This window comes from Sneathiella chinensis, assembly GCF_012720115.1.
GTDB lineage: Bacteria > Pseudomonadota > Alphaproteobacteria > Sneathiellales > Sneathiellaceae > Sneathiella > Sneathiella chinensis.
In genome coordinates, this window is the sequence record NZ_VNWN01000004.1 from 309,314 (window position 1) to 332,811 (window position 23,498).

The following is a 23,498-nucleotide window of genomic DNA, read 5'->3' on the forward strand; positions in this document are numbered from 1 at the left end:
AACCTGTATTAAGGACATTGAGACTATGGCAAATGTGGCTGTTGTCGGATCCCAGTGGGGTGATGAAGGCAAAGGTAAACTGGTTGACTGGTTGTCAGAACGGGCCGACGTTGTGGTGCGGTTCCAAGGCGGTCATAATGCCGGGCATACGCTTGTTATTGACGGAACAGTTTACAAACTGAGTCTGCTGCCGTCCGGCATTGTCCGGGGTGGCAAGGTTTCCGTGATCGGAAACGGGGTTGTGATTGATCCGTGGGCCCTGCTCAAGGAAATGGAAATCCTGCGCGGGCAGAATGTTGAAATCACGCCTGAATGCCTGAAGATCGCCGAAAACGCGACCCTGATCCTGCCGCTTCACGGCGAGTTGGATGCCCTTCGCGAAGATAACACCGCCGCGGTCAAGATCGGCACCACCCGCCGGGGTATTGGTCCTGCCTATGAGGACAAGATCGCCCGCCGTGCCCTGCGTGTCAGCGACCTTTCAGACCCGGACCTGATGGCCCGCAAGATCGAAACCCTGCTGATGCACCACAACGCCCTTCGCAAGGGTCTGGGTGCTGAACCTGTGGACGGCGCCAAGCTGCTGGCCGATCTGGTGGAAATTGCCCCGAAAATTCTTGAATTTTCCGACATTGTCTGGCGGACGCTGGATGAAGCCAAGCGGGATCGCAAGCTGGTTCTGTTCGAAGGCGCCCAGGGGGCCATGCTGGACAACGATCACGGGACCTATCCGTTCGTAACCTCTTCCAACACGCTGGCCGGGCAGGCCGCTGTGGGCAGTGGCGTCGGTCCGGGGGCTGTCAGCTATGTTCTGGGGATCACCAAGGCCTATACGACCCGTGTGGGTGAAGGTCCGTTCCCGACGGAACAGAAGAACGACATTGGCCGTGGTCTGGGTGAGCGGGGCCGCGAATTTGGCACCGTCACCGGACGGGAACGCCGGTGTGGCTGGTTCGATGCGGTCATGGTTCGTCAGGCGGTCAAGACCGGCGGTATTACCGGGATTGCCCTGACCAAGCTGGATGTTCTGGATGGCATGGAAGAGTTGAAAGTCTGTGTTGGCTACCGTCTTGGTGACAAGACACTGGATTACTATCCGTCCAACATGGCCGATCAGGCCGCGGTTGAGCCGATCTACGAAACCCTTGAAGGGTGGAGCGAAAGCACTTTTGGTGCCCGGAGCTGGGACGCCTTGCCGGCAACCGCCGTCAAGTATATCCGCCGGGTCGAGGAACTGATCGAGGCGCCGATCGCGCTTGTCTCCACCAGCCCGGAACGGGAAGACACCATTCTGGTTCGGGACCCGTTCGCGGACTGAACCGCTTCCGGCTGATGTGACGACCTGATTTTGTCAGGACAGAAAGAAGAAAACCCCCGCTTCCCTGTGAGGCGGGGGTTTTCTGTTGTTCTGAGGCAAGTGATCAGTTTTTGGGGAACGCGATTGCGACGGTGGTGCCCTCACCAACGGCGCTGGTCAGGGTGATGTTGCCGCCGTTCAGTTCGGTCAGGCGTTTGACAAGGGCGAGGCCAAGACCCGTCCCCCCGGTTCTGCGCACATGGACATCGTCGGTACGTTCAAAGGAATCGAATATCCGGTCCTGATCTGCAGGATCGATCCCAAACCCGTTGTCCGCCACTTCAAAGGCCAGACCGTGATCGGTCAGGGGCCGGGCCGACAATTTGACGATCCCGCCCTTTTCATTGAACTTGATGGCATTGGACAGCAGGTTGACGAGAATCTGGATCATGTGGCGATGATCCGCGTTCAGGGTTTTTGCCCCGGAATGAACATGGGTCTCGATGGTGATCCAGTTGCGGTCAGCCAGCACCCTCACCATGTCCACCACCTGTGCAATCAGGGACGTGACATCGATGCTGGTAACGCTGGGCTGTTCCTTGCCGGATTCAATGCGGGACAGGTCCAGAATGTCGTTGACCAGCGACAGCAGATGGCTGCCCGCCGCATGAATATCCAGAAGATATTCCCGCTTTTTCTCGTCAACAATATTGGCGGAGCGGGGACCGGACAGCAGTTCCGAATAGCCCATGATCGCGTTGAGGGGGGTTCGGAATTCGTGGCTCATGCTGGCAAGGAAACTGGATTTCGCCTCGTTGGCCTTGTGGGCAGCGCGGGCCGCTTCCTCCAGCTTGGTCTGGGCGGCCTTCTGGTCGGAGATATCCCGGATTACCCCGATAAACTGGCGAAAATGGGGGTTCTTGGTATCGCCGATGGAAAGCTCGGCGGGAAAGATCGTACCGTCCTTTCGCATGGCCTGAACTTCCCGGCCAATGCCGATGATCTTGCCCTTGCCGGATTGGAGGTAGTTCCGAAGATACTGGTCATGCTGGTCCCGGTAAGGGTTCGGCATCAGCATGGAGACATTCTTGCCAACCGCCTCTTCCGGGGTGAAGCCAAAGGTTTTTTCGGCCGAGATACTCCAGTGGGTGATCAGGCCCCGGTCGTTGATCACGATAACCGCCTCGACGATATTCTCGAAAACCGCTTTCAGGCGATCATTGGATTCCTGAAGGGATCGGGTGCGGGCTTCATAAATCTGTTCCAGATACTGTTTGACGCTGGGAAGTTGCAGGTTGTCCGGCTTTTTAAGGGCTGTCAGGTCCTTGTGTGCCCCCAGCATCCGCAGGGGGTTTCCCACCGTGTCGCGGATTGCGATGCCACGGCTTTGGAACCACAGGATGGTTCCGGATTTGTGAAAATACCGGACGATGTGATCAAACGGGAATGTTTCATCCGCGCAATGCAATTCGAAATGCTTGAGGGCAATTTCAATGTCATCCGGGTGGATACATTTCATCCATTCCGATGACAGATGCTCTTTCTCGTCGGGATCGTAGCCCAGCATCTCCCAAAAGGTGGTGTCCATCCACTCGATTTCGGGATTTTCCATATCCAGACACCACAATCCGTCTCCGGCTGTATGGGTCAGAAAATTGTCAACTTTCGGGTCGGATTGCGCCAGAGCCCTGATTTCACTCTCCAGATAGTGAACTGGTTTTTCCATAAGAACCTTCCGCAAAGGTTTTTGTTATTCCATTCTACTAATGCTTTAGAGCGACACCAGTTTAAGGGGTATAGTGTTAAAAATTTATTCGCAAACTCTAATTTTAAATATATTTAATATTGCGGAAAAGAGTAGGGGAAACAGCGGAAGGTTGCCGAAATATTCTGTTCGGTCGGTTTTTATCAGGCTGGGTCCTGATCGTCCTGCTGCTGCAGGCGGGTCGCCTGACGGAAGATTTTCTCCATCAGGTGGTTCAGGGTCTGGTATTCCTTTTTCGACAGAGCCGACAGGATCGCGGCCTCCCTCTCGCGGGCGAGGGGGATGATCTGGTTATAGACAGCCGTTCCCTGATCGGTCAGGTGCAGGGTCTTCTGGCGCCGGTCCGCACTATTTGTATGGGCGGACACCAGTCCGGCCTGCCGCAACCTGTTCACAGCCCGGCTGACAGTCATTTTTTCCATGCTGGTAATCCGGCCAAGCTCCGTTCCTGAAAGCGGCTGGTGATTGCCAAGCGCGGCAAGGATGCGCCATTCGTGCCGGGTCAGGTGGAACCGATCCGCATAAAGTTCGGACAGGGCCTTGCTGACGGCGATATTCAGGATCGACAGGCGATAGGGAAGGAAGGTGGCAAGATCAAGGGGCTGGTCACTGTCCGGGGCGGGGTTGGCTGAAATGTCCCAACTGTCTTCGGCGGGGGACCAGATGTCCCGGATATGTGTGCGGTCAGGTTTTGTCATGTCAGTCCCGGTGCCCGAAATTTCTTGCGCCCTTTGTAGCGTGAACCGGCCCTTTGTGAAAGACCGGTCTGCGGGCGACCGCAGGAGGGAATTCCCTTCCCGATTGACAATAGTAACATTTGTTACCAATATGACAAGAGCTGCCCTCCCCGAAACAGGACGGGCCGTGGCAGCGATGGAGGAGCGCCTTATGAAAATTGGGAAAATTCATCACGTCGCCTACCGGTGTCGGAATGCCAAGCAGACTGTGGAATGGTATCAGAAGTATCTGGGTATGGATTTTGTTCTCGCCATCGCCGAGAACGAGGTTCCCTCGACAAAGGCGCCTGACCCTTACATGCATATTTTCATGGATGCGGGGCAGGGCAATGTTCTGGCCTTTTTTGAACTGCCCAACTCCCCCGAAATGGGAAAAGACCCGAACACACCGGACTGGGTGCAGCATATTGCCTTTGAAATTGACAGTCTGGACGATCTTCTGGCCACCAAGGCCCGTCTGGAGGCGGACGGGATTGATGTTGTCGGCCCGACAGATCACACTATCTTCAAATCTATCTACTTCTTTGATCCCAGCGGTCATCGGCTGGAACTTGCGGTGAATACCGGCACACCGGACATGGCCCGCCGACTGGACGATGTGAAATGGCAGATGCTGGAAGAATGGGACCGCACCAAGCAGGCCCCGCAACATGCGGCCTGGATGCATGACGGCAGTCATAGTTGATCGGCATACAGCGGATTTGAAAAGGAACGGCACATGTATCTTGTGATCGGGAGAATGCTGGAAAACAGTGTGCGGGGGGTGTCGTGTGCGCCGCCGATGAGGCCGGCTTTCCCCTTGCTTCCCTTTACAGTTATTCCAGAATGGAACCCTTCACATGACACAAGATACGACACACCCCACAGACCTTTTTGAAAATCCCATGGGCCTTGATGGCTTTGAATTTGTTGAGTTTGCCTCGCCCAAGCCGGGCATTCTGGAGCCGATCTTCGAATTGCTGGGCTTCACGAAAATCGCCGTGCACCGGTCAAAAGACGTGGTGTTGTACCGGCAGGGCGATATCAACTTCATCATCAATAACGAACCCAAAAGCCATGCCGCCTATTTCGCCGAAGAACACGGGCCATGCGCTTGCGGTCTGGCTTTCCGGGTCCGCGATTCCCACAAGGCTTATGCCCGTGCGCTGGAACTGGGCGCACAGCCGATTGAAATTCCCACCGGGCCGATGGAACTGCACTTGCCGGCCATCAAGGGCATTGGCGGGGCGCCCCTCTATCTGATCGACCGCTATAAGGAAGGTCAGAGCATCTACGATATCGATTTTGAATATCTGGAAGGGGTGGACCGGAACCCGGTTGGATGCGGCTTTAAGGTTATCGATCACATGACCCATAATGTGTATCGCGGGCGCATGGATTACTGGGCACGATTCTATGAAACTCTCTTCAATTTCAAGGAAATCCGGTATTTCGATATCAAGGGCGAATATACAGGGTTGAAATCCCGCGCCTTGACGGCGCCCGATGGGCGGATCAGAATTCCCCTGAACGAGGAGGCATCCGAAGGCACCGGCCAGATTGAGGAATTCCTGATGGCCTATAACGGCGAAGGGATCCAGCATATCGCTTTTGCCAGTGATGACCTGCTGGCCAGTTGGGACATGCTGAAGGAACGGGGGTTGGCCTTCATGACGCCGCCGCCGGATACCTATTATGAAATGCTGGAAGAACGTCTTCCCGGCCACGGGGAGCCGGCAGATGAATTGAAGAAACGCGGCATCCTTCTGGATGGCACCACCGAGGGCGGGGATTTGCGCCTGTTGTTGCAGATTTTCTCGGAAACCCTGATCGGTCCGGTATTCTTTGAATTCATCCAGCGGAAAAAGGACGACGGTTTCGGTGAGGGGAACTTCAAGGCCCTGTTTGAATCCATGGAGCGGGACCAGATCCGGCGCGGCGTCGTCAAGGCCGAATAGAGGGGGGCGGCATGCCTTCTGATACGGGAATAAACGGAGAACTTGGATAACGGAATGACCACATATTACAAAACACAAGATCCGTCCCTGAAAAGCTGGGTGAAAAGCGCCAATGGGCCGGAATGCCCGTTTCCCATCCAGAACCTGCCTTACGGGGCTTTTTCAACGGCGGCAAATCCCGCCCCCCGCATCGGTGTGGCGATCGGGGACCATGTGCTGGATTTGTCCGTTCTTGAAAAGGCGGGCCTGTTGCCCCAATCGGAAGGCTGTTTTTCGGCGCCGGTCCTGAACGGGTTCATGGGGCTGGGGGCGGCGGTCTGGTCGGACACGCGGGCCACCATCAGCGCCCTTCTTGAAAAGGAGAACAGCCGCCTTCGCGATGACAGTGCCTTGCGGGCCGGGGCATTGGTCCCCCTGTCCGATGTGACCCTGCATATGCCGGTGCAGGTGGGGGACTTTACGGATTTCTATGCGTCGCGGGAACATGCCACCAATGTGGGGACCATGTTCCGGGACCCGGAAAATGCGTTGATGCCCAACTGGCTGCATATTCCAATCGGCTATAACGGGCGGGCCAGTACGGTGGTGGTCAGCGGCACCGACATTCACCGCCCGTGTGGTCAGGTCAAGGCCCCCGATCAGGCGGCCCCGTCGTTCCGGCCCAGCGGCAAGCTGGATATGGAACTGGAAATGGGGGCCCTTGTCGGCACCGGCAATCCACTGGGACAGCCGGTGACGGTAGAGCAGGCCCGCGAGATGATTTTCGGCTATGTCCTCCTGAATGACTGGAGCGCCCGGGATATTCAGGTGTGGGAATATCAGCCCCTTGGCCCGTTTCAGGCCAAGGCCTTCGCCACCACCATATCGCCATGGGTTGTCACCGCCGAGGCGCTGGAGCCGTTCCGGGTTTCCGGACCGTCTCAGGACCCTGTCCCGCTGCCTTATTTGCAGCAGACAGCGGCCAATAACTATGATCTGAACCTGAAAGTGACGCTTCAGCCCGCAGGCGCGGCCAGCCCCGCCGCAATTTGCGAGACCAATTTCCGCTATATGTACTGGTCCAGCCCCCAACAACTGGCCCATCACGCGTCAAGCGGCTGTGCCATGCGGCCCGGCGACCTTCTGGGGTCCGGGACCATCAGCGGGCCAACCCCCGCTTCATGGGGCAGTTTGCTGGAACTGACCTGGAATGGCCGCGATCCACTGACCTTGCCGGAGGGCCAGACACGCACCTTTATCGAGGATGGCGACAGCCTGACCCTAACCGGTTGGTGTCAGGGGGATGGCTATCGTATCGGCTTCGGCGAGGCGGAGGGGACCATCCTGCCCCCGGTCCCGCATCCGGCAGGGGGATAGGTCATGTCCCTTCGTCTTTTCGGGTATTGGCGATCCAGTGCATCCTACCGGGTGCGGATCGCCTTGAACCTGAAGGGACTGGGATGGAAACATCAGGGGGTGCATTTGCTCCGTGACGGGGGGGAGCAGCTAAAGGCTGACTATGCCCACCTCAACCCCCAAAAGCTGGTGCCGACCCTTGTGGCCGATGGCGTGCCCTTGACGCAATCCCTTGCCATTCTGGAATATCTGGAAGAAGCCTACCCCGATCCGCCCCTGCTGCCGGAAGACCTTGCCGGGCGGGCACGGGTGCGGGCCATTGCGGCGGCCATCGCCTGCGATATTCATCCGCTCGATAACCTGCGGGTTCTCCGCTACATGAAAAATGCCCTTGATTCGGACGAGACGGCCCGCAACAGGTGGTATGCCCACTGGATCACCGAAGGCTTCAATGCGCTGGAAATCACTTTGGGCGCTTCCGAAACGGGGCAGTTCTGTCATGGCGACCAGCCCACATTCGCCGATTGTTGCCTTGTTCCGCAGGTTTATAATGCCCGCCGGTTCCACATCGACATGACGCCATACCCGGAAATCTGCCGGATTGAGCAGGCCTGCCTTGGTCTGCCGGCGTTTGACCTGGCGCGTCCTGAACAGCAACCCGATTGCGAAGACTAGTATTCGAAAATTCGCATTTTCGTGCAAGGTGTGTATTTAGGTACAAACTGTCTTGCGGACAGGGGGCCTTTTCTGCCACAATCCGGCCAACCCCAACCAAAGGGCATGTTCCCGAGCATGCCAAGTTAGACCAACAAAAAACAAGAAAGAGGGTTGAAATATATCATGAGCCGAAGTTGTAAGGCCTATATTGCGGGCGTGTATGAACACCCCACACGCAAGGCCGTGGATAAAACCGTTCCCCAGATTATTGCGGAAGTTTCCCTTGGCGCCCTGAAGGATGCCGGACTGACCATGGCAGATGTCGACGGATATTTCTGTGACAGTGTGGTTCCCGGTCTGGGCGGTATGTCCATGGCGGAATATATGGGGCTGGACCTCACCCATACGGATTGTACGGAAACCGGCGGGTCTTCCTATGTTGTCCATGTTGGACATGCCGTTCAGGCCATTGCTGCCGGAAAATGCAAGGTGGCACTGGTCACACTGGCAGGCCGTCCGCGTGCCGAAGGTTTGGCCACGCTTGGCGCCCGCGACCACGGCGGCGAGTTGCCGGAACGCGGGTTTGAAATTCCCTACGGTCCGGCAGTGACCAACCTTTATGCCATGGCCGCCATGCGCCACATGTACGAATATGGCACCACCAGCGAGCAGCTGGCCTGGATCAAGGTTGCCGCATCCCATCATGCCCAGCATAACGAACTTGCGGTTCTGCGCGATGTGGTGACGGTTGATGACGTGGTGAATTCACCCATGATCGCCGATCCGCTGCACCGTCTGGATTGCTGCGTGATCAGTGACGGCGGCGGGGCCCTTGTCATTGTCGCGCCGGAAATTGCCAAGTCCCTTGGCGATCGCTGCGTCAAGGTTCTGGGGCACGGCGAGGCCATCAAGCACCTGAATTCCGGCAATTTTGACCTGACCCATACAGGGGCAGCCAAATCCGGTCCCATCGCCTTTGCCGAGGCAGGGTTGACACCGGCAGATATGGATTATGCGTCCATCTATGACAGCTTTACCATCACGGTTCTGGAAACCCTCGAAGATCTGGGCTTCTGTGAAAAAGGTCAGGGCGGCAAGTTCGTGGCCGACGGAAACCTGATTTCTGGCGTTGGCAAGCTGCCGTTCAACACCGATGGCGGCGGGCTGTGTAACAACCATCCCAACAACCGGGGCGGCATGACCAAGGTCATCGAGGCTGTTCGCCAGCTTCGCGGCGAGGCTCATCCCAAGGTGCAGGTGCCGGATTGTACACTGGCCCTCGCGCATGGTACCGGCGGTCAGATTTCAACCCGTCACGGCAGTTCAACAGTAATTTTGGGGAGGAACGACGCATGAGCCAGCAGGAAAGAACCTACATTGACCCGGACGTCAATATGGAAAACCAGGCCTACTGGGAAGCGGCAAAGGAAAACAGGCTTGTGCTCAAGCGCTGTACCTCCTGTGGCAAGACCCATTTCTACCCGCGCTCGATCTGCCCCCATTGCTGGAGCACCGAAACCGAATGGTATGAAGCCAGTGGGAAAGGGACCATTTACACCTATTCCGTCATGCGGCGCGCCGAAGTTCCCTATGTCATCGCCTATGTGACACTGGAAGAAGGGATCACCATGATGACCAATCTGGTGGACTGCGATTTCGATGCCCTGCGTGTTGGGGAACCGGTTGAGGTCCAGTTCCGGCAAACCGAGGGGGGCTGGGCGCTTCCTGTTTTCCGGCCCGTAGCAGCGGCTTGATCCGCAGATATCATACTTAATAATAAAAAATAAAATGGGAGAGAAAGAATGATAGAAAACAAGATCAAGCCATCCGGGCTGTATTACGAAGAGTTCGAGGTCGGGCAGGAGTTTCACCATGCCCTGACCCGGACTGTCACGGAAATGGACAACATCATGTTCTGTGCCATGACCCACAATCCGCAGCCCCTGCATCTGGACGAGGAATATTCCAAGGACACCATGTATGGGCAGCGTATTGTGAACAGCCTGTTCACCCTGGGCCTGCTGGTTGGCGTTACCGTTGCGGATACCACACTCGGGACCACCCTTGGCAATCTTGGCATGACCGATATCCGTTTCAAGAACCCGGTATTCCACGGCGATACCATTCGCGTCGTGACCCGGATCAAGGATATGCGCGAAAGCAAGTCCCGCCCCAATGAGGGCATCGTTGTGTTTGAGCATATCGGCTATAACCAGCGGGACGAGGAAATTGCCTATGTGGTCCGCACCGGCCTGATGAAGAAGAGACCGGCATGATTATCCGGTCCCTGCTTTTCGTCCCCGGTGACAGCGAGAAGAAAATGGCAAAAGGCGGCGAGAATGCCGCCGATGCCCTGATTCTGGATCTTGAGGATTCCGTATCCGATGACCGTCAGGATGTGGCCCGGGAACTGACCTGCAAGTATCTTCAGGACAATCCGGACCGCAGCCGTCAGCAGTTGTGGGTTCGGATCAATCCGCTGGACAGTCCGCTGTCCCTGCCGGACCTTGCGGCTGTCATGCCGGGGGCGCCGGACGGGATCGTCTTGCCCAAGGTTTATTCCTCGGACGAGGTCAACAAACTGGACAATTACCTGTCCATTCTGGAGGTACGCGAAGGCCTGCCTCAGGGGTCGACAAAAATCCTGTGTGTTGCCACGGAAACAGCAGCCTCGCTGCTGACTTTCCATACCTACCTCGAAAATACCACGGACCGCTTGGTCGCCATGACATGGGGCGGCGAGGATCTGGCGGCATCCCTGCATGCCAGTGACAACCGCCATCCCGACACCGGCGAATATGACCATCCGTTCCAGTTGGCCAGAACCCTGTGTCTGTCCACGTCGCGGGCGCTGGATATCCAACCGGTTGGGGTTGTCTATACCAACTTCCGCGATCTGGATGGCCTGCGCGAGGAATGCCTGCGGGATCGTCGCTCCGGCTTTTTCGGGAAAATTGCCATTCACCCGGCCCAGTCCGAGGTGATCAACGAGGCCTTTACCCCGACAGAGGCCGAGATCGGCCATGCCCGGCGGGTCGTGGATATCTTTGAACAGAACCCCGGTCTTGGAACCGTCGGTCTGGACGGGATGATGCTGGACATGCCGCACCTGAAACAGGCGCGGAACCTGCTGGCACTGGCGGATCAGATCAACAACCGGTCCTGATCCCGGCCTGTCAATAAACCATACTGCCATGCCCGCATTTTCGCAGCCTTGCGTCATGCGGGCATGGCCAATAACATCAAAAACAAAGGAGAAAAGGAATGCCAGGCTGTCTGGACGGAATCCGGATTGTGGATTTGTCTACCGTGATTCTGGGGCCGTGGGCTACGCAGATGCTGGGGGATATGGGGGCGGACGTCATCAAGGTCGAAACGCCGGGCGGGGATACCACCCGCAATTCCGGACCCAAGCAGAATGACGGCATGGGGTCCCTGTATCTGGGGGTGAACCGCAACAAGCGAAGCGTGGTTGTGGACCTTCGGACCGAGGAGGGGCGGGAAGCCCTGTTCAAGATTGTCGGTACGGCCGATGTGTTCCTGCATAACATGCGTCCCAAGGTCGCCAAGAAGCTGGGGCTGGACTACGAACGGTTTGCCGAGGCGTATCCCGACCTTATTTTCTGCGCCACCTACGGGTTCCGTAAAGACGGACCCATGGCGGACAAGCCGGCCTATGACGATATCATTCAGGCCGCCTGCGGTATTGCCGATCTGCAAACGGTCACCGCGGACCAACCGCGTTTTGTGCCGACAATCGTTGCGGACAAGACAACCGCCTATAACGTGGTGTCAGCCATTCTTGCCGGGCTTTTGAACCGGGAGCGGGGCGGCGGCGGCCAGTCGATCGAGGTTCCCATGTTCGAGACCCTTGTGGACTATGTCATGGTCGAGCATCTTTACGGCGCCGCGTTCGAGCCGCACAAGGGCCCGATGGGGTATGAGCGTCTTCTGAATGTGGAGCGGCGTCCCTACGCGACGAAGGATGGCTATCTTGCCGTTCTGCCCTATACGGATGCCAACTGGCGGGATTTCTTCGATGTGGCCGGAATGCCCGAGATGAAGGATGATCCGCGCTTTGTGGATCTGGCCACCCGGACCCGCTATTCCGAGGAAATCTACCAGCTTCTGGGCGAGATCGTTGCCACCCGCACATCGGCGGACTGGCAGCGGGATCTTGATACCAAGGGCATCCCGGTGCAGCCGGTCCTGACCAAGGAGATGCTGCTGGAGGATGAACAGCTTCATGCCTCCGGGTTCTGGCGTCTGGAGGACCATCCGACGGAAGGCACCTTGCGTATGACAGACCCGCCGATCCGTTTTTCGAAGACGCCGTCAACCATTCGCAGGTTGGCCCCCCATCTTGGGGAACATAGTGCGGAAATCCTGCGGGAAGCCGGATATTCGGACGCCGAAATCGAGACCTTGTTCGAGGTTGGCGCCACCAAGACAACCAGACTTGAAAAATAACGGATGCCCCGCCTGTTGGCGGGGCATTTTTTGTTTAGACAGAGAGGGAGAGACAGATGGGAACCTATGAAAATATCACCGTGGAGCGGGAGGGCGCGGTTGCGGTCCTGAAGCTGAACCGGCCAGAGGCGCTGAATGCGCTGACATTCGACATGATGGACGAGGTTCAGGAGGCAATTGCCGCCCTCAATGAAGACCGGTCTGTGCGCTGTCTGGTCCTGACCGGGGCGGGACGGGGTTTCTGTTCCGGGCAGGATTTGCGAAGCCGCAGCACCAACCCCGCCAATCTGGTGGAAGACGTGATGAACAGCTATTACGGGGCGTTCAAGGCGATCCGTACCTGCCGGGTGCCGGTGATCACGGCGGTGAACGGTGTGGCAGCGGGCGGCGGCTTTTCGTTTGCCCTTGCCGGGGATATCCTGATGGCCGCGAAATCCGCCCGCTTCATTCAGGTGTTCAGCCGCATTGCGCTGGTCCCGGATCTGGGGTCCACACTTCTGTTGCCGCAGGCCATCGGGCGGTCGGCAGCGTTGAAGTTGATGATGACCAACGACACCCTGACCGCAGAGGAGGCGCTCAAAATCGGCCTGATTAGTGATTGCGTCGAGGATGACAGGCTGATGGACGCGGCGCTGGAACTGGCGGGCCGTCTTGCCAAGGGGCCGACCCATGCCCTGATGATGACCCGCGCGCTGGTGGATGAGCCAGAGGGGGATCTTCTGGAAAGGCAGTTCCGACGCGAGCTGGAAGTGCAGGTGGAGATGCGGGATCGTCCCGATGCGCGGGAAGGCGTTGCCGCTTTCTTGGAGAAAAGAGCCCCCGTCTTCCGCGGCGAATAGCATCCGGGCAAGAAACCTTTTCTGCACGTTGCCGGACCAATCGGGGAAAAACCCCCGGTTGGGAGGGGAGAGGGAGGATTAATCGTATTTTTTGAAGGCCATTCGGGCCGGATAGTTGTCCGGTTTATAGAGATGAGAGGGGGGAAATTAACCTCATTTTAACATCGAATTGGCACTTTGACGATATTACTCTTCTTAGGTCATCTACTTATAATGGCACTTGCTGAAAATAAAGGAAGCTGGGGACGAAAGCGGGATAGCGGGACCAGGGAAGTCTTGCGGGACCGCTACAGGATTTTTCTGTCCAGCCCGATCCCGCATATGGATAGCGGCGAGAATCGCGCCTATCAGGTGGAGGATCTGCGCGACCCTGTCTCGCGTCTGTATGCCATTGTTGTGGACCCTTCCATACCGTATCGCGATGAAATGGCTCAGCGGATGACCTCGCGCAGTGTGTCGGGCATCCTTGAACTGCATGCCCACGGGGTGGTTCAGTTTGACGATACGGACTATCGGTATGTGTTTGTTTTTGACCAACCCCTGCATGGGCGGGCCTTTTCGGAAGGCACCCCGCTGACCGAGCAGGAGGTTCTTGGCAAGATCGTCCCGCGTCTGATCGATACCATCACCGATTTGCACAGCCGGGGACTGGCCCACCGGGGCATCCGCGCTGATAATCTGTTCTTACGCGAAAAGGGCCGTCTTGGGCTGGTACTGGGAGAGGCGGTTACAAACCCGGCAGGGTCCTTGCAGCCGGCGGTTTATGAGCCTTTGGAATCGGCCAACGCCATGCCCCATGGACGCGGGGAATTGAACCCGGCGGCCGATGTGTATGCGTTGGGTGTTCTGATTGTGCATCTTCTGGGCGGGGTGTTGCCCGGTCAGGGACGGCAGGCCGTGGACCTTTACAAGGCCAAGCTGCAGCAGGGCACCTATGCGGTGCTGGTCCCGAAAATCCAGGCTTCCAGCCGGGCCGGTTTCCTGCTGGCCGGGTTGCTGAACGACGATATTACCCGCCGCTGGAATCTTGAGGTCCTGAAGCGATGGCGGGATGGGGTCTATGAACGGCCCCGCCCCGGTTTCGGCGACCGTCGGGCGCCGGGCCCGATTGCTTTTGATGATCAGGAATTTGTCTCGCCCCGTCTGTTGGCGCAGGCCCTGACGGAACGTCCGTCCCTTGGCTACAGCATTCTTGAGAACGGCAAGCTGGAAAGCTGGGTTCGCAACTCCCTCAATGACAAGGAGGCCGCCGTTCGCATTGGCGAAATCCTGACCAGGTCAACCGGGTTGACGCGGGGAATGCGGCGCAATGAAATTCAGGCGATCTCTCGGGCAGCGGCCATTCTCGATCATCAGGGGGCCCTGTGGTATCGCGATATTACCTTTTCCCGCGGGGGGATGGGCAGTTTGCTGGCCTATGGCTTTCGCAAGGGCGGAGCGCTGAAAAACACCCTTGCCGAACTGCTGGAAAGCGGCCTTCTTCCCGATGTGGTGTTTACGGACCAGAACCGTATGACCAAGGAAAAGAAGAAGGAAGACAGCTGGATGAAAATCGGCGCGGCGGCCGATTGTTTCGAATATATGGAAAAATGGAAGCATCTGGGCTTTGGCCTGGAACGCTGCCTGTATGAACTGAACCCCACGTTATCCTGTCTCAGTCCGTCGCTGGACGGGGCCTATGTCAGGGATGTGGGGCAGTTGCTGGAGATACTGGAGACCAAGGCCCTGCAGATGGATGGAAAAATCAATCCGTTTGATAGGCATATTGCGGCCTTTGTCGCGGCCCGCACCCGCAGTGTCTCGAAGCATTTCTCGCGTCTGGCCGCACTGCCGCAGGGCAGCATTGATTACACCATTTCCCTGCTGAACCTGTTTGCCCGCCTGCAGAACCTTCTGAAGCCGGGGCCGCTCCCCGGGTTGAGCCTGTGGTTCGGGCAGGCGATCGAGCCGCTGATCCAGAAAATCCATTCGGAAATGCGGCGAGAACTGGTCCGGGCGAAATATGAGCGGGTCAAGGATTCCGGCAATCTGGAGAAAATCCTGATCGAACTGGACCTGAAGAACCACATCATTCGGGATGCCAGTGAATATGATCAGGCGATCAAGGCCTTCATTGCCGTTGATAACGGGATTGAGGCACTGGAAAAAGGGAGTGATTACCGAAAACTGGCGGCCCAGAAATATGGTCACTGGATTGCCTCCGTTCTGTCCATCAGCGTCCTGTTTGCCAGCATGGGGCTGTCCTACATGTATTTCATACGGTGATGTGATGTCCAAGACAGCGACAAGGAAATCCGGGAACGGCCTGTTTCCCATACTGGTCTTCACTGGCCTGTGTTCGGTTTTTGCGCCGCCGACCATGTTGATCATTGGGGTGGGCATGTTGCCGACCCTGGTGGCGGCGCTGGCCCGTCCGGGCGGCGTGCGGGGCAGCATTGCCGCCATGCTGGCGCTCAATCTGGCGGGGGTTATTCCTGTGGTGGGGATGCTGTGGCGCTGGGGTCATACGCTGGAAAATGCCATTTCACTGCTGACCGATGTGTTCATGTGGTTGCTCATGTTTGGCGGGGCCGGGGTGGCGGCCTTCCTATTGTGGGGGGTGCCGATCCTTGTGCATGCCGCCTATGAGGTGCAGGCCCAGACCATGATCAAGCGACTGGAAAAACGGCGTATCAAGCTGATCGAGGAATGGGGCGGCCAGATCATCGAGGATGCCAAATATGGCGCCGGTCGGAAACGCCCTTCCGGGGATGATGAAGAGGCAGGCGAGGAGCCTGATCTGGTGGCCGAGGAGATCTAGACGGGACGCCTGTTCCAACCCACAAAAAAAGCCCGGCATCTGACCGGGCTTTTTTGTTGTTTCTGTTTACGTTTCTGTTTCCGGGACGCGGGACGGCCGCGCCGGACATCAGTTGATATGCTGTTCGATGGCTCTGGCCTTCACGGCCTTTTGCAGTTTCTCGAATGCCCGGACCTCAATCTGGCGGACCCGCTCGCGACTGATGTTGTAATGCTGGCTCAATTCTTCCAGCGTCAGCGGTTCATCGCGCAGACGACGTTCCGTCAGGATATGACGTTCCCGGTCGTTCAGCTTGTCCATGGCGCCGGCAAGCAGGGCGCGGCGGTTCTTCAGTTCCTGATTTTCCGCGTAAACGGTTTCCTGATCCGGCGCGTCATCTTCCAGCCAGTCCATCCATTCGCCTTCGCTGTCGGCGCGCATGGGGGAGTTCAGGCTGTGATCCGGCGCGGTCAGGCGGCGGTTCATGTTGATAACCTCGGTTTCGGAAACCCCCAGCTTTTCGGAAATGGACTTCACCTGTTCGTGGGTCATGTCCCCATCGTCAATGGCCTGAATCTGGCCCTTGATCTTGCGCAGGTTGAAGAACAGCTTCTTCTGGGCGGCGGTTGTCCCCATCTTGACCAGTGACCAGGTCCGCAGGATATATTCCTGAATGGAGGCCCGGATCCACCACATGGCATAGGTGGACAGGCGGAACCCTTTTTCAGGTTCGAACCGCTTGACCGCCTGCATCATACCAACGTTACCCTCGGCGATCAGTTCCCCGACGGGAAGACCATAGCCGCGGTACCCCATGGCGATTTTGGCGACGAGACGAAGATGGCTTGTGACCAGTTTGTGGGCAGCTTCGGAATCCTGACGGTCCTTCCATGCGGTCGCCAGCATATATTCCTCTTCCGGCTCCAGCATGGGGAATTTGCGGATTTCCTGCAAATAGCGGGACAAGCCCCCCTCTGGTGTTACTGTCGGCAAAGACGTATTGCTCATTTACAGCACCCTCTCTTTGTTTCTAGCAAGTCCGGGAGAACCCACAAGTCTGTCAGGTAAAAGTCCGGACCCCTTGCAACTCTCAATTTAAATGGAAAATTGAGACTGAATTATGACGCCGAGTTACTCCCGCGGAAGGCGGCAAGCAACTTCTTGAAGTCAGATGGGAATTCTGCCTCAAATTTCAAGGGTTTGTCTGTGACAGGATGCACAAAGCCGAGGGTTTGCGCGTGCAGAGCCTGACGGGGGAACTTGCGGATCACGTTCTGGCGGGCTTCCGGCAGGGATTTCGTGCGGCTGAGCTTGGGCCGGGTATAGACGGGATCGCCCACAAGCGGGTGCCCGATATGGGCCATATGGACCCGAATCTGGTGGGTGCGGCCCGTCTCCAGATTACAGCGTACCAGACAGGCGATGTCCTCGAAATTCTCTTCCAGTTCATAATGGGTCAGGGCGGTTTTCCCGCTGCTTTCCATGACGGCCATGCGTTTGCGGTTATGGGGATCGCGGCCGATATTTTTCTCGATCTGGCCGCTGGTCGGATAGACCCGGCCCCACACGATGGCCCGATAGGTCCGCTCGATGTCATGGGCCTCGAACAGGGCGGCAAGACCCTGATGGGCCTGATCGGTCTTGGCGACCACCATCAGGCCACTGGTTTCCTTGTCGATCCGGTGGACAATGCCGGGACGCTTGACCCCGCCCACACCGGACAGGCTGTCCCCACAATGATACAGCAGGGCATTGACCAGCGTTCCGCTCCAGTTGCCGGCGGCAGGGTGGACCACCATGCGGGCCGGTTTGTTGACCACGATCAGGTGCTCATCCTCAAACACGATATCAAGGGGGATATCCTGTGGCTTCGGGATCGGGTCAGCCGCTTCGGGGATGGTGATGCTGTACAGTTCCCCTTCGCGCACACGGCGGGACGGATCGGTGATAACCTCGCCGTCCAGAAACGCCTGCCCTTCCTTGACAAGGGGCTTGACCCGGTTGCGGGACAGGCCGCCCAGTTTTTCCGCAAGAAACCGGTCGAGGCGTTCTCCAACGTCTTCGGGGGAAACTTCGACTTGATGTGTACCTTCTGGTGATGGCATATGCTTTAATTACCGAAACTAACTGCTGACGGTTACTGTTATGACAGAAGAAGAAGTTCCAAACACCACTTTTTTGAAATGGGTGGTGATTATCCTCGGCATCCTGATTATCGGCGTGGCATCGCTGATCGGGGTGACCATTTACAAACGGGCGACCAGCGCCGTGGAAACTGCTGAACAGGCCGAAAAGGCGGTCTCGGTTGTCCCTGTGCCTGCGACGCCCGCTGTGGCCCCGCCTGCGGAAACCCCGGTCGCGGCCTTCGGGAATATCCCGGTCTCTGCCCCGGCGGGCCTGACCCTTGTTTCCGTTGAGGCAAGCGGTAATCGCCTGCTGCTGCAGTTTGCCGATGCGGAAGGGATCGTTCGGCAGATTGCCGTTGTGGATTACGCAGAAGGCAAGGTTCTTGGCACCATCAGTATTGATATGCCGCAGTGATTAAACTGGTCCTGCAAGATCGTGATCTGGCCGCTCTGGCCGACCATGCGGCGGCCTGCTGGCCGGAGGAGGCCTGCGCCCTTCTTGTTGGACAGGAAGGGCCGGGCGGGGAGCGCCGGGTCCTGCGGGTGGAGGTGTCGCGGAACATAGCCGAAGACAGGACCCGTTTCTTTGAGATAGACCCCGGTCTTCGTATCCGGCTGGAGCGGGAACTTCGCGGGCAGGAACACTGCATCATCGGGGTCTGGCACAGCCACCCCGGCGGCCCCGCGGCCCCGTCCGATGCGGATGCCCGCATGGTGATCGAACGCCAATTCATCTGGCTGATTTCAGCGGTGCAAGACGGGAAGGTTGTGGAAACAAACGCCTTCAGCCCGTCGCCAACATACGGGTTCGACCCGACAACCCTGACCATAATAACAGGCGATTAAAGCATGAAAAACAGGAACACCATCAGTTTTGCCAGTGACAATTCTGCGCCGGTCTGCCCGGAACTCATGGAGGCGCTTGCCCGTGTGAACAGTGGGGCGACCTTTGGCTATGGGAATGACGACCATACCCGCCAGATGGAAGAACGCTTCAAGGATTTGTTCCAGTGTGACCTGCGGGCGTTTCCGGTGGCAACAGGCACCGCCGCCAATGTTCTGGCCCTTAGTGTCCTGACGCCGCCCTATGGATCGGTGTACTGCCATCGTCAGGCCCATATCGAGATGGATGAATGCGGGGCGCCTGAATTTTACACCAACGGGGCAAAGCTGGTTCTGCTGGATGGGGAGGATGGCAAGATTGCCCCGACGGATCTTGTGGCGGCCCTGTCGGCATCGGGGGCGGGGGTTGTGCACCATGTGCAGCCTGCGGCCCTCAGCCTGACGCAGGTTACGGAATGCGGGACCCTTTATACCCCGGATGAAATTGCCAGCCTGACCGACATTGCCCGGTCTCATGGGCTTTCCGTGCATATGGACGGGGCACGGTTTGCCAATGCTGCAGCGGCAATGGGGGTTTCGCCTGCCGACCTGACATGGCGATCCGGCGTTGATGTGTTGTCGTTCGGGGCGACGAAAAACGGCGCCATGGCCGTCGAGGCAGTTGTGTTTTTCAATCCAGAGGAACAGGCCGCCCGCATTAAGGATTTTGAATTCAGAAGGAAGCGGGGCGCGCACCTGTTCTCAAAGATGCGCTATCTGTCTGCCCAGTTGGACCGCCATCTTGAAGGGGATTTGTGGCTCCGGCTTGCGGGGAATGCCAATGCCATGGCAGCACGGCTGAAAGACGGGCTGTCCTCCTGCCCGGATGTGGCGCTTCTTTATCCGGTAGAGGCAAATATCCTGTTCGCCCGGTTGCCAGAGGCGACAATCGACAGGCTTGAAACCGAAGGGTTCCTTTTTTACGTTATGGGGGCGCGGCAGAACGGACAGGTCCGGCTGGTGACGTCATGGAATACCACAGCGGATGAGGTGGACGCGTTTTTGTCCATCGTGCGGCAGACCGGCGCCTGACAGGAAAAGTGAGACAGGTCTTGTCGCGAATATCATGATCTGCAAGTATGCGACCGGATGTTTTTCGGCCAACGGCCGGGAAATGTTCGACAGGAATTCAAGTCATTGAGGTGAGACAACGGTGGAAAACAGTCTGGACAAATTATGGGCCATTATTCTGGATGTCTGGAAAAGTGGCTATCTCGGTATTGATCTGTCCTCTGTTCTACCGGCCTTGGGTATCCTGTTCGTCGCGCTGACCCTTCGCGGGGTCTTTACCCGCTTTGTGGTCAATCGCATGGTGGCTTTTGCCCGGCGGACCAAGAACGAAATCGATGACCAGATCATCGCATCTCTGGAAGGGCCGATCCGTTTTGTCCCCATCGTCCTCGGGGTGTATTTCGCCCTTGAAATCGGCAATTTTGCCTCGGATAACGGGCTCAACGAGTTCGGTGAAAATCTGGTCCGCTCGCTGGTGGTGTTCAACCTGTTCTGGGGGCTTTACTGTCTGGTCAACCCGCTGACCTTCTTCATGGGCCGGTTGGAGGAAATCTTCTCCGGCGAGATGGTGGATTTCCTCGTCAAGGTGATGAAGGGCATTATCGCCGGGATCGGGGCGGCAACCATTCTTGAGCTTTGGGGAATTCAGGTCGGTCCGATCATTGCGGGTCTTGGCATTGTCGGCGTGGCTGTGGCGCTGGGCGCGCAGGACCTGTGTAAGAACCTGATCAGCGGCTTTCTTATTCTGGCGGAAAAGCGGTTCAAGGTGGGGGACTGGGTCCTTGTCACCGGGATTGTTGAAGGCACCGTCGAGAAAATCGGTTTCCGGTCAACCATGATCCGCCGCTTTGACAAGGCACCGACCATTGTGCCGAATACTGTTTTTGCGGACCGTGCCGTGACCAATTTCTCGGAAATGAGCCACCGCCGGATTTACTGGAAAATCGGTGTGGAATATTCCACCAATGTGGCGCAGTTGCAGCAGATCACCGAGCAGATCAAGGACTACCTGACCGGCAACCGCGATTTTGCCCAGCCGCCCGAAGCCACGCTGTTCGTGGTTACAGACAGCTTCAATGCCAGCAGTATCGACATCATGATCTACTGCTTTACCAAGACGACAAACTGGGGCGAATGGCTGGAAATCAAGCAGGATTTCGCCTATGCCATCAAGCATATCGTCGAAAGTGCCGGGACGCATTTTGCCTTCCCGTCCATGTCTATCTATCCCGGAACCGGCGCTGATCAGCCCGAGGCCTATATCCCGCCGGACGGGCACAAGACCATGAAAACCAAGGCCTCCGTCTTTACGACCGAGGGTGCCGTCGGGGAATAGTCATCCGCCGCTTCTCACCCCCGTTTCAGGGAGTGGTTTCAGGCCTTCTGAATGCGATAGGTGAACACCCCGTCATCCTCGCTGTGGGCCAGCAGGGTATTGCCGCTTTCATGGCAGAAATGGTTGAAATCGATATAGGATGCCGGGTCGGTCGCAATCACCACAAGGATGGCGCCGCTGTCGAGGGACTGGATGGCTTTTCTCGCCTTCAGGACCGGCAGGGGGCATTGCAGGCCGCTGGTATCCAGCATGTGATCGGTGGTGTTCTCTGACATTGTGATCCTGTTCAGGAAAGGTTTCGCCCACTATACGGTCCCGCACTGCATGTGCAAGAAGACAAATTTCCGGACGTTTCCGGTATTCCTTTTCGGGTCTATGGGGATGTCTCCTGACTGGTCAGACCGTCCAGAAGCAACGGCAGGGTCGGGGCCTCCAGAAGGGTCTTGCCTGCGAGGTCAAACCGCCCGAAAGACGCGGGATCACTGTCGCGGCGAAACAGGAATTGCGGCTCTGCGGTGTTGTGGAAAAACAGGATCACCCCGATGGATGGGGTTGCGGGGGGCGCCGTAAAACAGGCTTCCATCAGGTCTGGTATCTGGTTCATGACCGCATATCCGCACCAGTTCTTTGCCGCGCCCTGTTCGGTGAAGGCCCGTTTGATCTGCTCAATCTGGTCGTCGGAAAAGGGCGCAATCGGCACCGGGAAGGGGCCGGCCTTGCCGGTCTGTCCGTAAGTCAGCTTGACGACCGTGGCCATAGGTTTCATGTCCCGATGGTTGGTGTGTTGTAAAGCGGTTCAGGCGCGTTCCCCGTGTCGTACCAGTGGGGAAGAGCACTGATCTTCCAGAAAATCCGTTAATCTTCGGTTTAAATAGAACGAGAGCGGGAGGGCTTTGTGAAAAAATGCCAGTCCCGTGGGTCGGGAGGACTTTATTAACCAATTTTATACGGGTTTATGGGAGACTTTTACGGGTTAAAGAGACATTTTTAGTTTTTGATTCCGTTGACTGAATACTCCCAAGAGTGATTAGCGATATCTATGCAAATGGAACCCTGGAAAAGTAATTCTGTGTCACAGGCCCCTGGCGGCGGTTCCGCATCGTCCGCCCCGAAAGGGGTGGTCCAGCATCATGAAATTGGTGAAATGGCGCATTTCCTCAATGCCTTCGGGCATAGCAAGGAAGAAGCCGTCAAGACCCTGCTGGCCAGCAGCCTGCAGATCGTTGGGCTGGAGGAAGTCAAGAAACAGTATGCCAGCCGCTGGAAGCAGATCGAGAAGACGGTCTACAAGGCGACCGAGGCGTTTTTCTCGCGCAAGCTGAGGAAGGAAGACCGCTTTGTCCGGTTGCGGGAAGGGCGCTTTGCCATCATTTTCCGGGATATGAGCCGGGAAGAGGGGCAGGCGCGGGCCTCCGAGTTGGCGCGGGAATTGGTCACCAAGCTGTTTGGCGAGATCGAGGGCGCGGAACTGGTCACGGTCGAGGTCATGGTCCTTGATGAAGGCGTGATGGACGCGGTCGATGACTTCGACAGCCTCGAAGACCTGATCCAGCATTTCGAACGGGCCATTCATCTGGTTGACGAGCGGGAAAAGCAAGAGTTCGAGGAAAGCGAGGAGGTTCTGACCGTTCAGTACCGCCCCTGCCTCAATCCCCGCAAGAAGATGATCTCGATGATGGAGATTGTTCCCTGCCGCCAGACCGGCAGCCAGACAGAGCGTCTGGCCGGTGACGATCCCATGTTAAACGGCTCCCCGCGTTTGCGGGCCGAGCTGGATATCCACACGCTGAAACAGACGGCAGATGCGGTCGGCAGGCTTGGCAAGGCAGGGCACAAGCCGTTGCTGCTGCTGACGGTTGCCTTTGAGACCATGGCCAATCCCTATATGCGCCGCAAATATGCGGAAACCCTGAAGACCCTGCCGGATTATACCAGCCAGCGCCTGGTCCTGAATCTGGAAGGGATCGGCAGCGGTATTCCCAACAGCCGGTATGTTCAGATCGTCAGTTCGGTCAAGACGCTGGTCCGGGGGTTCTCGCTTGAGGTCGCACCGGGGTGGAATGATTACGCGGCGATCGAAGGATTGCCGGTTTTGGCCATTGCGGCGACGGTGGACCCCAAGGTGGGACCGGACGGCGCGGCGGATCTGTTTCAGGCGGCCCGGTCTCAAAAACGCAAATGTATCCTGCGTTCGGTCGCCAGCGACGATATCGCCCGGCAGGCTCTCAAACTTGGGGTCGATTATGTGTGCGGCCCCGTGATCGCGGGAATGCTGCCCGCGCCGGGGCGGCCCTTCTCCATTCGCAACCTTTAACCGTCGTCAGCCT

24 protein-coding genes are annotated in these 23,498 nt (G+C 57.4%); 18 read left to right on the forward strand and 6 right to left on the reverse strand.

Features of this window, described 5'->3' with window-relative positions:
* Positions 1-25: 25 nt before the first annotated feature.
* Positions 26-1,318 carry an adenylosuccinate synthase gene (locus FQB27_RS08060; RefSeq protein WP_169560395.1) on the forward strand — a complete coding sequence of 431 codons (1,293 nt, stop codon included), beginning with the start codon at positions 26-28 and terminating at the stop codon, positions 1,316-1,318.
* Positions 1,319-1,421: 103 nt separating this feature from the next.
* On the opposite strand, the gene FQB27_RS08065 is transcribed toward FQB27_RS08060, so the two are convergent.
* On the reverse strand, positions 1,422-3,023 hold the full coding sequence (locus FQB27_RS08065; protein WP_169560396.1) for a sensor histidine kinase: 1,602 nt from the start codon (positions 3,021-3,023) through the stop codon (positions 1,422-1,424).
* Positions 3,024-3,205: 182 nt separating this feature from the next.
* Positions 3,206-3,760, reverse strand: a complete 555-nt coding sequence (locus FQB27_RS08070) for a MarR family winged helix-turn-helix transcriptional regulator (RefSeq protein WP_169560397.1) — start codon at positions 3,758-3,760, stop codon at positions 3,206-3,208.
* Between the two features lie 190 nt (positions 3,761-3,950).
* On the opposite strand from FQB27_RS08070, the gene FQB27_RS08075 reads away from it, so the two are divergent.
* From FQB27_RS08075 to FQB27_RS08130, 12 genes are all read left to right on the forward strand, one after another.
* Positions 3,951-4,484 carry a VOC family protein gene (locus FQB27_RS08075; RefSeq protein WP_169560398.1) on the forward strand — a complete coding sequence of 178 codons (534 nt, stop codon included), beginning with the start codon at positions 3,951-3,953 and terminating at the stop codon, positions 4,482-4,484.
* 154 nt (positions 4,485-4,638) lie between these two features.
* The gene (gene hppD / locus FQB27_RS08080) at positions 4,639-5,736 is read left to right on the forward strand and encodes a 4-hydroxyphenylpyruvate dioxygenase (RefSeq protein WP_169560399.1); all 1,098 of its coding nucleotides are present in this window, start codon (positions 4,639-4,641) and stop codon (positions 5,734-5,736) included.
* Between the two features lie 54 nt (positions 5,737-5,790).
* The gene (gene fahA, locus FQB27_RS08085) at positions 5,791-7,092 is read left to right on the forward strand and encodes a fumarylacetoacetase (protein ID WP_169560400.1); all 1,302 of its coding nucleotides are present in this window, start codon (positions 5,791-5,793) and stop codon (positions 7,090-7,092) included.
* Positions 7,093-7,095: 3 nt separating this feature from the next.
* Positions 7,096-7,746, forward strand: coding sequence for a maleylacetoacetate isomerase (gene maiA, locus FQB27_RS08090; protein ID WP_169560401.1), 651 nt, complete (start codon positions 7,096-7,098; stop codon positions 7,744-7,746).
* A gap of 165 nt (positions 7,747-7,911) precedes the next feature.
* Entirely contained in the window at positions 7,912-9,084 is a 1,173-nt protein-coding gene (locus FQB27_RS08095; RefSeq protein WP_169560402.1) for a thiolase domain-containing protein, read from the forward strand.
* Positions 9,081-9,482: a Zn-ribbon domain-containing OB-fold protein gene (locus tag FQB27_RS08100; RefSeq protein WP_169560403.1), complete on the forward strand. Its 402-nt coding sequence runs from the start codon at positions 9,081-9,083 to the stop codon at positions 9,480-9,482. Before FQB27_RS08095 ends, FQB27_RS08100 begins: the two co-directional genes overlap by 4 nt.
* A 48-nt stretch (positions 9,483-9,530) precedes the next feature.
* Complete coding sequence (locus FQB27_RS08105) at positions 9,531-10,004, forward strand: MaoC family dehydratase (protein ID WP_169560404.1); 474 nt, start codon at positions 9,531-9,533, stop codon at positions 10,002-10,004.
* A complete protein-coding gene (locus FQB27_RS08110) occupies positions 10,001-10,894 on the forward strand; it encodes an HpcH/HpaI aldolase/citrate lyase family protein (protein WP_169560405.1) in 894 nt (297 codons plus the stop codon). The genes FQB27_RS08105 and FQB27_RS08110 overlap by 4 nt, the downstream gene beginning before the upstream one ends.
* Before the next feature lie 98 nt (positions 10,895-10,992).
* Positions 10,993-12,198 (forward strand): CaiB/BaiF CoA transferase family protein, encoded by a 1,206-nt coding sequence (locus FQB27_RS08115; RefSeq protein WP_169560406.1) that lies wholly within the window; start codon positions 10,993-10,995, stop codon positions 12,196-12,198.
* A 56-nt stretch (positions 12,199-12,254) separates the two neighbouring features.
* Positions 12,255-13,037, forward strand: coding sequence for an enoyl-CoA hydratase/isomerase family protein (locus tag FQB27_RS08120; RefSeq protein WP_169560407.1), 783 nt, complete (start codon positions 12,255-12,257; stop codon positions 13,035-13,037).
* A 213-nt stretch (positions 13,038-13,250) separates the two neighbouring features.
* On the forward strand, positions 13,251-15,302 hold the full coding sequence (locus FQB27_RS08125) for a serine/threonine-protein kinase (protein ID WP_169560408.1): 2,052 nt from the start codon (positions 13,251-13,253) through the stop codon (positions 15,300-15,302).
* A 4-nt stretch (positions 15,303-15,306) separates the two neighbouring features.
* On the forward strand, positions 15,307-15,837 hold the full coding sequence (locus tag FQB27_RS08130) for a hypothetical protein (RefSeq protein ID WP_169560409.1): 531 nt from the start codon (positions 15,307-15,309) through the stop codon (positions 15,835-15,837).
* A gap of 108 nt (positions 15,838-15,945) precedes the next feature.
* On the opposite strand, the gene rpoH is transcribed toward FQB27_RS08130, so the two are convergent.
* Both rpoH and FQB27_RS08140 read right to left on the reverse strand, forming a co-directional pair.
* Positions 15,946-16,824 carry an RNA polymerase sigma factor RpoH gene (rpoH, locus tag FQB27_RS08135; RefSeq protein WP_169560410.1) on the reverse strand — a complete coding sequence of 293 codons (879 nt, stop codon included), beginning with the start codon at positions 16,822-16,824 and terminating at the stop codon, positions 15,946-15,948.
* A 110-nt stretch (positions 16,825-16,934) separates the two neighbouring features.
* Positions 16,935-17,921, reverse strand: a complete 987-nt coding sequence (locus FQB27_RS08140) for an RluA family pseudouridine synthase (RefSeq protein ID WP_169560411.1) — start codon at positions 17,919-17,921, stop codon at positions 16,935-16,937.
* A gap of 40 nt (positions 17,922-17,961) precedes the next feature.
* Here FQB27_RS08140 and FQB27_RS08145 point away from each other — a divergent pair, with 40 nt between their 5' ends.
* The 4 genes from FQB27_RS08145 to FQB27_RS16885 all read left to right on the forward strand — a co-directional run bounded on the left by FQB27_RS08145 (position 17,962) and on the right by FQB27_RS16885 (position 21,171).
* Positions 17,962-18,357, forward strand: coding sequence for a hypothetical protein (locus tag FQB27_RS08145; RefSeq protein ID WP_169560412.1), 396 nt, complete (start codon positions 17,962-17,964; stop codon positions 18,355-18,357).
* The gene (locus FQB27_RS08150) at positions 18,354-18,788 is read left to right on the forward strand and encodes a M67 family metallopeptidase (RefSeq protein WP_169560413.1); all 435 of its coding nucleotides are present in this window, start codon (positions 18,354-18,356) and stop codon (positions 18,786-18,788) included. Before FQB27_RS08145 ends, FQB27_RS08150 begins: the two co-directional genes overlap by 4 nt.
* A 3-nt stretch (positions 18,789-18,791) precedes the next feature.
* Complete coding sequence (locus FQB27_RS08155; protein ID WP_206374452.1) at positions 18,792-19,856, forward strand: threonine aldolase family protein; 1,065 nt, start codon at positions 18,792-18,794, stop codon at positions 19,854-19,856.
* 121 nt (positions 19,857-19,977) lie between these two features.
* Positions 19,978-21,171 carry a mechanosensitive ion channel family protein gene (locus FQB27_RS16885; protein WP_169560414.1) on the forward strand — a complete coding sequence of 398 codons (1,194 nt, stop codon included), beginning with the start codon at positions 19,978-19,980 and terminating at the stop codon, positions 21,169-21,171.
* A gap of 38 nt (positions 21,172-21,209) precedes the next feature.
* On the opposite strand, the gene FQB27_RS08165 is transcribed toward FQB27_RS16885, so the two are convergent.
* Together FQB27_RS08165 and FQB27_RS08170 are read right to left on the reverse strand one after the other, a co-directional pair.
* The gene (locus FQB27_RS08165) at positions 21,210-21,446 is read right to left on the reverse strand and encodes a sulfurtransferase TusA family protein (RefSeq protein ID WP_169560415.1); all 237 of its coding nucleotides are present in this window, start codon (positions 21,444-21,446) and stop codon (positions 21,210-21,212) included.
* A 98-nt stretch (positions 21,447-21,544) separates the two neighbouring features.
* Entirely contained in the window at positions 21,545-21,928 is a 384-nt protein-coding gene (locus FQB27_RS08170) for a hypothetical protein (RefSeq protein ID WP_169560416.1), read from the reverse strand.
* A 312-nt stretch (positions 21,929-22,240) separates the two neighbouring features.
* On the opposite strand from FQB27_RS08170, the gene FQB27_RS08175 reads away from it, so the two are divergent.
* Entirely contained in the window at positions 22,241-23,485 is a 1,245-nt protein-coding gene (locus tag FQB27_RS08175) for a hypothetical protein (protein WP_169560417.1), read from the forward strand.
* Positions 23,486-23,498 lie beyond the last annotated feature (13 nt).

Coding starts and splice junctions, on each gene's coding strand:
- FQB27_RS08060 (WP_169560395.1), top strand. CDS start 26: ATGGCAAATGTGGCTGTTGTCGGATCCCAGTGGGGTGATGAAGGCAAA.
- FQB27_RS08105 (WP_169560404.1), top strand. CDS start 9,531: ATGATAGAAAACAAGATCAAGCCATCCGGGCTGTATTACGAAGAGTTC.
- FQB27_RS08140 (WP_169560411.1), bottom strand. CDS start 17,921: ATGCCATCACCAGAAGGTACACATCAAGTCGAAGTTTCCCCCGAAGAC.
- FQB27_RS08120 (WP_169560407.1), top strand. CDS start 12,255: ATGGGAACCTATGAAAATATCACCGTGGAGCGGGAGGGCGCGGTTGCG.
- FQB27_RS08170 (WP_169560416.1), bottom strand. CDS start 21,928: ATGGCCACGGTCGTCAAGCTGACTTACGGACAGACCGGCAAGGCCGGC.
- FQB27_RS08075 (WP_169560398.1), top strand. CDS start 3,951: ATGAAAATTGGGAAAATTCATCACGTCGCCTACCGGTGTCGGAATGCC.
- FQB27_RS08070 (WP_169560397.1), bottom strand. CDS start 3,760: ATGACAAAACCTGACCGCACACATATCCGGGACATCTGGTCCCCCGCC.
- FQB27_RS08095 (WP_169560402.1), top strand. CDS start 7,912: ATGAGCCGAAGTTGTAAGGCCTATATTGCGGGCGTGTATGAACACCCC.
- FQB27_RS08065 (WP_169560396.1), bottom strand. CDS start 3,023: ATGGAAAAACCAGTTCACTATCTGGAGAGTGAAATCAGGGCTCTGGCG.
- FQB27_RS08155 (WP_206374452.1), top strand. CDS start 18,792: ATGAAAAACAGGAACACCATCAGTTTTGCCAGTGACAATTCTGCGCCG.
- FQB27_RS08130 (WP_169560409.1), top strand. CDS start 15,307: ATGTCCAAGACAGCGACAAGGAAATCCGGGAACGGCCTGTTTCCCATA.
- FQB27_RS08165 (WP_169560415.1), bottom strand. CDS start 21,446: ATGTCAGAGAACACCACCGATCACATGCTGGATACCAGCGGCCTGCAA.
- maiA (WP_169560401.1), top strand. CDS start 7,096: ATGTCCCTTCGTCTTTTCGGGTATTGGCGATCCAGTGCATCCTACCGG.
- FQB27_RS08100 (WP_169560403.1), top strand. CDS start 9,081: ATGAGCCAGCAGGAAAGAACCTACATTGACCCGGACGTCAATATGGAA.
- FQB27_RS08145 (WP_169560412.1), top strand. CDS start 17,962: ATGACAGAAGAAGAAGTTCCAAACACCACTTTTTTGAAATGGGTGGTG.
- rpoH (WP_169560410.1), bottom strand. CDS start 16,824: ATGAGCAATACGTCTTTGCCGACAGTAACACCAGAGGGGGGCTTGTCC.
- hppD (WP_169560399.1), top strand. CDS start 4,639: ATGACACAAGATACGACACACCCCACAGACCTTTTTGAAAATCCCATG.
- FQB27_RS08125 (WP_169560408.1), top strand. CDS start 13,251: ATGGCACTTGCTGAAAATAAAGGAAGCTGGGGACGAAAGCGGGATAGC.
- FQB27_RS08110 (WP_169560405.1), top strand. CDS start 10,001: ATGATTATCCGGTCCCTGCTTTTCGTCCCCGGTGACAGCGAGAAGAAA.
- fahA (WP_169560400.1), top strand. CDS start 5,791: ATGACCACATATTACAAAACACAAGATCCGTCCCTGAAAAGCTGGGTG.
- FQB27_RS08115 (WP_169560406.1), top strand. CDS start 10,993: ATGCCAGGCTGTCTGGACGGAATCCGGATTGTGGATTTGTCTACCGTG.